The sequence below is a fragment of the Microbulbifer sp. genome (assembly GCF_036563125.1).
Lineage (GTDB): Bacteria > Pseudomonadota > Gammaproteobacteria > Pseudomonadales > Cellvibrionaceae > Microbulbifer.
The window spans coordinates 1-7,874 of the sequence record NZ_DATCMV010000178.1 but is presented as its reverse complement, the minus strand read 5'-3'; the positions used below and the strand labels follow the sequence as shown (position 1 = coordinate 7,874).

Below are 7,874 nucleotides of genomic sequence, written 5' to 3'. Positions count from 1 at the left end.
ACACTGCCGACGCCGTACACATTGGCCGGGCGGATGATCACTGCACGCAAACCCTGCTCGCGCACCGCTTGCAGGGTCACATCTTCCTGCAACTGCTTGGCGTACTCGTAGCTGGAGGCCGGTACACCGCGTGGGGTGGCTTCATTCAACTTGCCCGAGCCCATGGCACTGGCAAAAGCTGCGATGCTGGTGGTCACCACAAAGCGCGCATTCCACTTGAGCGCCAAAAGAATCGCCTGCTCGGTGCCATGCACGGTGATGTCTACATGCTCCTGGCGCGAACCCCAGTCACTCACCACCGCCGCCAGGTGAAAGATGGTATCCACCTCGCCAATCTCTTCACTGACTGCGTCGAGTTTGCGCACGTCGCCAGTAACGGTGCGTACCTGTCCTTCCCAGGTTTGCGGCACCGGTTCGCCGGGCAGCATCAGCGCGGTGACATTGCAGCCCTGTGCCAGCAACTGCGCCACCAGATGGCGGCCGATAAAGCCGCCCGCACCGGTAACAAATACGTTTTTCATAACCGCTAACCTCAGGTTATTCCGCGTGTTCCAGTTCGCCGGAGCGCCAGGGCTCGACGATGACCTTGATATGGGAATTGGGCTGCATCAGGGTCTTGAAGGCACCGGGCACGCCGTCAATACCGACGGTGCCGGTCCACAGCGCTTTCCAGTTCACCAGCCCTTTGGCAATGCGCTCGAGACACTCGGCAAATTCTTCCGGGGTGTAGTAGTAGGTAAAGCGGATATCCATTTCCTTCACCAGTGCAAAGGCGAAGTTCACCGGGGTTTCGGTGGTATGAACACCGGTGACCACCAGGCGGGCCTTCGCCGGCGCGCGCTGGATAAAGCTGGTGAGCAATGTATGAATGCCGACGCATTCAAAAATCACCACACGATTTTCCCCGGCGATGGTTGCGGCCTTGACCACTTCATCTTCCTGGGTGGGATCGACGACTTCGGTAGCGCCGAATTCCAGCGCCATGGCGCGGCTCGACGGCTGCGGGTCGGAAGCGACAATATGCTGCACACCGCGCAGGCGCAGTGCCGCAATCACCGCCAGTCCAATGGGGCCACAACCGGCAACCAGCGCTACTTCGTTCTCGCCGATTTCGGAGCGATTGACCGAGTGCAGGCCTACCGCCAGCGGTTCGGTGATCGCAGCCGCCTGTGGGGAAACCCCTTCCGGCAGCGGCAGCATCAGCGCCTCGTCCAGCAGGAAATATTCGGAGTAAGCGCCATTCACACCCGGGGTCACACCAATACCGGCGCCATTCTGTGACATCAGGATCGGCACACTGGTCACGCGGGTGCCCACTGCCAGCTCGCCCTTGGTACCGGGACCATAGGCCACAACCTCGGCACTGTATTCGTGCCCCAGCATGATGTCGGGATTCACTTCAAGATCTGCCGGCATCAACCCCATTTTTTTATACAGGCCAAACACTTCGTCGGTGTGGCGGGTGAGGTGCAGGTCGGAACCGCAAATACCACAGGCGAGGGATTTCACCAGCACCTGCCCCGGACCCGGTTGCGGCACATCGACGGTTTCCAGCTGGACGCTGCCATTGCGCAGCACTACGGATTGCATGGTTTGCATAAATTGTTCTCGCTCTATTTTTATCGTTCGCGAATGTGTCCAACACGGCAGCGGTGCACTTCGGCACCGCTGCCGCGGGCGCGGTTAATTGCCCAGGGTGTACGCGAATTTGACGGTCCAGGAACGGCCCGCCAGCGGCATATAGTTGTAGGCACCGGCAAACAGCGGCACATCGTTGATGTAGTTGAAGTGATCGCGGTCGGTCAGGTTTTTACCGGTCAGGGACAACTGCCAGTCGCCGTCTGCCGGCATCAGGATCAGGCCGGCATTCAGGAACGCCTTGCCCTGCTCCAGGCTGATCGGATCCAGGTCATCGGAGCGGTAGGTATCGCTGTAGTAATTGACCGCCAGATTGGACTTCAGCTCGTAATCGCCCAGCGCCAGATAGTGACTGGCCGCAAACGACGCGGTGGTATCCGGTGCGTTGGAAGCGCCGCGACCAGACAGGTCATTGGTACCCGCCGCCGCACACAGCGCGTTGTTGTAACCCAGTGCCGCGCCCAGCTGACCGGCAATATCACCCGTCGCGCCAGCCGCCTGGAACAGCGCCTCGCGCTCGGACAGGAACTGCGGGCTGGTACACGCCTGGTTGGGGAACTTGTCGTAGGAGAAATCCAGCAGACCCAGGGCGCCTGACAGGGTCAGGTTGTCGGTCACCAGCCAGCGGCCATCGATCTCGATACCCTGGGAAGTGGCCTCCGCCGCGTTCTGCACCTCGAAGGTGGTGTTGCCGCTGAAAATCGCCGCCTGCAGATCCTCGAAGCGCGTCTGGAAGGCCGCCACATTCAGTTCCGCCGCGCCGCCCAGCAGGGTGGACTTCAGGCCGATTTCAAACGAGGTCGCTTTTTCTTCCTCGAAGCTCACGTCTTCCGAGAAAGCACCGTTGTTGCGGGTCGGGCTGCGCATGTAGAAGGAGTTGAAACCACCCGCCTTGAAGCCAGTAGACACCGTGGCGTAGGTCATCACGCTGTCGTTCAGGTCATACTGCACGTTCACGGACCAGGTCGGGCTGTCTTCCTTGCGGGTCATACCCGGGTCGTCCGGGGTGAAGGTGTGGCTGGTGAACTCCCCTACCCCGCTCGCCACCGCATTGACCCAGGCCATTTCTGACGGCGTGGTATTGCGCTCGGCAAAGTCCACCGCATAGGTGGCCTTGTACGCGGACTTCTCTTCACTGGTGAAACGCAGGCCGAGGGTGGTGCGCAGGCTGTCGGTAATATTCCAGGTGCCCTGGGCAAACGCGCCGAGGGTATCGGTCTGCTGATCCAGGCGCGCGTAGCGGCCCACTCCATCTGGCACACCGTCAAACGCCGCTGCGGTACCACAGGCATTGACCAGCCCGGCGGGGCCGCCGAGCCCAATCACACCGACACCGGTGGCAACCGCGTTACCGGCCACGTAGATGGAGGACAGGTCACCACCCATTGCGCCGACGCCTGCGGCACAGCCGCCGTACAGCACCTGCTGCAGTACCGGGATATTGAACAGCGACAGGCCATCGACGGTCATGTCCTGCTTCTGCCAGTAGAGACCGGTCATGTACTCGAAATTGTCGCCAATGCTGGAAGAGAAGCGCACTTCCAGGCTGTTCTGGGAGAAGTCTTCGGTATCGTCAAAACGCAGGCCATCCAGCGGGGAATAGTCCGCGTCCAGGTAGCGCTCGTAATCGTAAGCGGAGTGGCCGGCCACAATATTGAGGGTGCCGTTGTCGAACTCCGTTGTGCTCATGAGCGTGAATTCGTTATGGCTACCGGTCATTTTTTGCGTGGAGCCAAAATCCAGCACGGGGTTCGTGTTGCCCATGCTGGTGACATCGGAGCCCTCAATCGCACCCAGAGCCGCCAGCGGACCGGCCTCCATGGTGGCGTGCGGGAAGGCACCCATTTCGAAGTCCGCACTTTCGGCGATCGCAGTGATCACGGTGCTGTCAGAGACATCCCACTCCACGGTGGCGCGCCCCATCATCTCGTCGCTGCGGGGGTCATTGGTGTCGTAGAAATTGTTGTGAACCCAGCCCTTGTCCATCTCGCGGGACAACAGTACCAGACGGCCGCGCACACCTTCGGTGAGCTCGCCAGACACCACACCCTCGAGTTCGGTCTGCTCGAACTCCGGGGTATAGCCGGCACTCAGTTTCGCGGTGAAATCTTCGGTGGGGCGGGCGCTGGTGATGTTCAGTGCACCGGCCACGGTGTTCTTGCCGAACAGGATACTCTGGGGGCCGCGCAGGACTTCCACGCGCTCTACATCCACGAAGGCAAAGCGCGACTGCGCCGAACGGCCGCGGTAGATACCGTTGACGAAGGTACCCACGGACTGCTCGAAGCCGGCCTGCTCGCCGGACTGCATGCCGCGGATATTGATCTTGTCGGAGATGGAGCTTTTGGTGACTGACATGTTGGGGATATACGCCGAGAAATCCTCGAAGCGTTCGATCCCCGCCTCCTGAATTGTCTCTCCGGTCATTGCCGAAACCGACAGCGGCACGTCCTGCAGGGACTGCTCGCGCTTCTGTGCGGTAACGGTGACGGTTTCCAGAACGCGGCCGTTACTGTCGCGTTCGTCATCCTCCGCGTTGGACTGGGCCAGCGCAGGCATATGGATCAGGGTAAAAATCAGACTGCTGAGAATGGTGCGTTTAGCACTGAGTTGTGACTGAATCATCGCTAGGCGTCCTCGGTTAGCGTTATTTTTATACGTGCGGGTCTGGCCGGTCTGTGCCGGTTATGCCCATGGCTACTACAGGAACGATGCCGAGGTTAATTGAGGCCGCGAAGTTCGGTTTGATTTTTTGGGACACCCACTTTGCAAAATGGGACAGCGGCGTTAAGCTCTGTGCCAGTGACACCGGTGATGTGTCACGTAAGGCAGAAAGCGGCGACAGACCGCAAACGCTGCCACGAATAAAAATAATGAAGCGATGAGAGACGAGCATGACTGAATTTGTCAGAGCTGGGTCCCTCAATGGATATGATGAGCTAGCACGGAAGATGGGTGCCAACCCGGTGCAGCTGCAGAAAGCCATTGGACTCCCCTCCAGCCAACTGCGCGACCCCGACAACCTGATCCCCTATGAAAAGCTCGGCAAACTGCTGGAACTCACCGCCCGGGAGATTGGCAGCGAAACCTTCGGCTTGCGACTGGGCATAAACCAGGGCCTGTATGTGCTCGGTCTGTTCGGTGCCTATATGTCCCGCCAGGACAGCATTGCCAGCGCACTGGCCGTCGGCAGCAAACATACCCACCTGCACGCGCAGGGCGCAATCCTCACCATGGAGCCCACGCACACCAGCGAATATGAGCTCAAGCTGGATATTCTGATCGCCCAGACCGGTCGCTTTCCGCAGCTGATGGCCCTCAGTATCGGGCTTGTCTATCAGTTAATTCGGGATATGGCCGGCCACCAGTGGCATTCGAGCCGGGTATTCTTTCGCCATCCCCCACCGGAAAAAGGCAAAGAGTTGTACTCGCAGCTATTTTCCTGTCCAGTGGAATTCAATGCGGAACACGACGGTTTTTATATCGATCGCGAAACACTCGGGAAAAAACCGCGCGCACTGGAGCGGCTGGTCAACGAAATCATCTCCAACCAGTTCGAGCAGCTGAAAACCAGCTCCGACAACGACCTGACGCCCCTAGTGAAACATGCCATTCTCGGCCTATTACCAACCGGAGATTGCAGCAAGACTAACGTCGCACTCTGCCTCGGCATGCATCCGAAAAAACTACAGCGCGCCCTGGAATCCTCACAGACAAGCTTTCGTTTATTGCTGGAAGAAACCCGCAAAGAAGTGGCGGAAACGGCGGTATACAAAAGCAGTATGTCGCTCACCAGTATTGCGCTCAACTTGGGCTATGCGGACCTCGCCGTATTCAGTCGCAGTTTCCGGCGCTGGTTTGGGCTACCACCGTCCATGGTTGACCGGAACCGTCAACGCAGCGAAACCTACTAGCAGCCAATTTTTATTGGCTTTTAATTCCTTTATTAATCCACGACAAAGCGTTCGTAATTCCAATCTCATTGGAGGGAAGAATCGCGATGACACCCTCCTCTGATATTCCAATTACCAATATCAAATTCGCACCTGCCATCGAAAATATTTCTACCTAACTCCAATTTTGGAGTCTCTATCCGGCGCAAAAAGCCAAACCCTTGAAATACCTCAGCTATGCTGAGAGGTATCACCAGCAGTGAATTTCCTTACGAATGGAGGAGGACATCCTTTGGGCAGTTTACGTAAGCGATTTGCATCCATCGCACTGTTAATCGGGATAGGCGCCGCGGCAGCAGTACAGGCGGCAGAGAAACCCAACATTCTCGCCATCATGGTGGACGATGTGGCCTCGCTATCCCTGAGTGCGTACTCCCTCGGTATGACCTACCCCACCCCCAATATCGACCGCATCGCCAACGAGGGTGCGCTGTTTACCGACCACTATGCGCAACCTAGCTGTACCGCCGGGCGCGCCGCGTTCTTCCTAGGCCAGCTGCCGGTGCGCTCGGGCCTGGCCACCGTGGGGCAGCCGGGCAATCCGCTGGGTATCGATGAAAAGGATCCCACGCTGGCGGAATTCCTCAAGGCACAGGGCTATATGACTGCCCAGTATGGTAAAAACCACCTTGGTGACCTGGACCAGCACCTGCCCACCAAACACGGGTTTGACGAGTTCTACGGCAACCTTTACCACCTGAACGTATCCGAGGAACCGGAGCAGGAGGACTATCCGAAAGACGCGGAATTCAAGAAAAAATTTGGTCCGCGCGGGGTAATCGAATCCTATGCGGACGGCCGCATCAAGGACACCGGCCCACTGACGCGCAAGCGTATGGAAACCTTCGACGAGGAAATCCTTGAGCGCAGCCTGGATTTTATGGAGCGGGCAAAAAAAGCCGGCAAACCATTTTTTATCTGGCACAACACCAGCCGCATGCACGTTTACACCCACCTGAAACCAGAGAGCCGTCACCTGGCAACACACATCAGTTCTGAGGATGATGTATTTGGCAGCGGGCTAATCGAGCACGACGGCCAAGTGGGCAAGCTGCTGGACAAGCTGGAAGAGCTGGGACTGGCCGACAACACCATCGTCATCTACACCACCGACAACGGCCCCGAGCAGAGCTCCTGGCCGGACGCCGGCACCACTGGGTTCCGCGGTGAAAAAATGACGACCTGGGAGGGCGGTGTGCGTGTCCCCTTCCTGGTGCGCTGGCCGGGCCATATTCCGGCAGGCCTGAAGCTGAACGGCATTTCCTCCCACGAGGATGTGTTCCCCACCATTGCCGCGGCACTGGGAGAACCCAACCTGCGTGAGAAGCTGAAGAAGTCCGATAAGGTATATATCGACGGTGAAAACAACCTCGATTACTGGACGGGAAAAAGTGAAAAATCTGCGCGCAACAAGATCTTCTACTACTACGAATCACAGCTGACTGCACTGCGCGTAGGTCCCTGGAAAATGCACTTCGCCACAAAACCCGACGGACTGTATTATGGCGATCTGGTGTTTCACACCATGCCCAAGCTGTTCAACCTGCGCAAAGATCCTCTGGAACACTATGACGGCGTAACCGGGTTCCACCAGATCATGCGCAAAAGCTGGGTATTCCAACCGGCAATCCAGATCCTGAACGAGCACCTGGCAACCTTCAAGGATTTCCCACCGCGCCATAAATCCGCATCGCTGAATATCAACAAGGCGATCGAGGCGGCAATGCAGACTCAGGAAAACCAATAATTTTCCTTTGCACAACCTAAAAGCGCGGCCAATTGGCCGCGCTTTTGCTTTATCTGCACACCAAACAATTAGTGCAGCATCTGTTGATATTTCTGTGCCGCGGCCTCGTTGCCCTGCTCGTTATTGAGGGAAGCCAGCCCGGAGATAATCTGGCGGTCTCCGGGAAAACGCTCCAGCGCCTGCTCCAGTTCCCGAATTGCCTCGTCAGGCTTGCCCTGTGAATTCAGGCCAACGGCGTATACGTATACATAATGCGAGGGGGCCGTGGCGCTTTGGGCCGCCGCGCGCAGGTACTCCAACGCTTCCGACATTTTTTTCTGGCGCACCAGGGACAAACCCAGGGAGTGCTCAACCGGCGTTTTATCCGTGACGGTTGCCAGCGCCTCGCGCAACACCTGCTCGCTCTCCTGTTCGCGCCCCGTCGCGCGGTAGAGATCCGCCAGGTTGATATAGGCCGGGCTATAGCTCGGCTCCAGATCGATGGCGTCGCGGAAATATTTTTCCGACTTCGCCGGCTGGCCCTGTTGGAAATACAT

At 58.0% G+C, this 7,874-nt stretch carries 6 protein-coding genes; 2 read left to right on the top strand and 4 right to left on the bottom strand.

The window, feature by feature from the left end:
* The 3 genes from VIL80_RS15055 to VIL80_RS15045 form a co-directional block, all read right to left on the bottom strand.
* Window positions 1-521, bottom strand: a 521-nt coding sequence (locus VIL80_RS15055; RefSeq protein WP_332036912.1) for an NAD-dependent epimerase/dehydratase family protein, incomplete at its 3' end; no start/stop codon positions are given.
* 16 nt (window positions 522-537) lie between these two features.
* On the bottom strand, window positions 538-1,599 hold the full coding sequence (locus tag VIL80_RS15050; RefSeq protein WP_332036911.1) for a zinc-binding dehydrogenase: 1,062 nt from the start codon (window positions 1,597-1,599) through the stop codon (window positions 538-540).
* An 84-nt stretch (window positions 1,600-1,683) separates the two neighbouring features.
* Window positions 1,684-4,263, bottom strand: coding sequence for a TonB-dependent receptor (locus VIL80_RS15045; RefSeq protein WP_332036910.1), 2,580 nt, complete (start codon window positions 4,261-4,263; stop codon window positions 1,684-1,686).
* A gap of 269 nt (window positions 4,264-4,532) precedes the next feature.
* On the opposite strand from VIL80_RS15045, the gene VIL80_RS15040 reads away from it, so the two are divergent.
* Entirely contained in the window at window positions 4,533-5,552 is a 1,020-nt protein-coding gene (locus VIL80_RS15040) for an AraC family transcriptional regulator (protein WP_332036909.1), read from the top strand.
* Between the two features lie 271 nt (window positions 5,553-5,823).
* Window positions 5,824-7,338, top strand: a complete 1,515-nt coding sequence (locus VIL80_RS15035) for an arylsulfatase (RefSeq protein WP_332036908.1) — start codon at window positions 5,824-5,826, stop codon at window positions 7,336-7,338.
* A 68-nt stretch (window positions 7,339-7,406) separates the two neighbouring features.
* On the opposite strand, the gene VIL80_RS15030 is transcribed toward VIL80_RS15035, so the two are convergent.
* Window positions 7,407-7,874: tetratricopeptide repeat protein (locus VIL80_RS15030; RefSeq protein WP_332036907.1), on the bottom strand; the 468-nt coding region annotated here is incomplete at its 5' end.